Source organism: Metabacillus sp. 113a, from assembly GCF_050107635.1.
Classification (GTDB): Bacteria; Bacillota; Bacilli; order Bacillales; family Bacillaceae; genus Metabacillus_B.
On record NZ_JBNILJ010000043.1, the window covers coordinates 1 to 315 of the forward strand.

Annotated in this window: 1 protein-coding gene; it reads left to right on the forward strand. The window is 35.9% G+C overall.

Annotated elements, in window-relative coordinates:
• Positions 1 to 4: 4 nt before the first annotated feature.
• On the forward strand, positions 5 to 315 hold a 311-nt coding region (locus ACQCVE_RS19630; protein WP_426863671.1), incomplete at its 3' end, for an adenylosuccinate synthetase.

Sequence of the window (315 nt, forward strand, 5' to 3'; positions counted from 1 at the left end):
CTCTATGGCATCAGTAGTCGTAGTAGGAACACAATGGGGAGACGAAGGAAAAGGAAAAATTACCGATTTTCTTTCTGAGAATGCAGAGCTTATTGCACGTTACCAAGGCGGTAATAACGCAGGACACACAATTAAATTTAACGGTGAAACATATAAATTACACTTAATACCTTCTGGAATCTTTTATAACGACAAAACTTGTGTTATCGGTAACGGAATGGTTGTAGATCCTAAAGCATTAATAAAAGAATTAAAATATTTACATGACCGTGGAGTAAGCACTGATAACTTACGTATTTCTGATAGAGCACATGT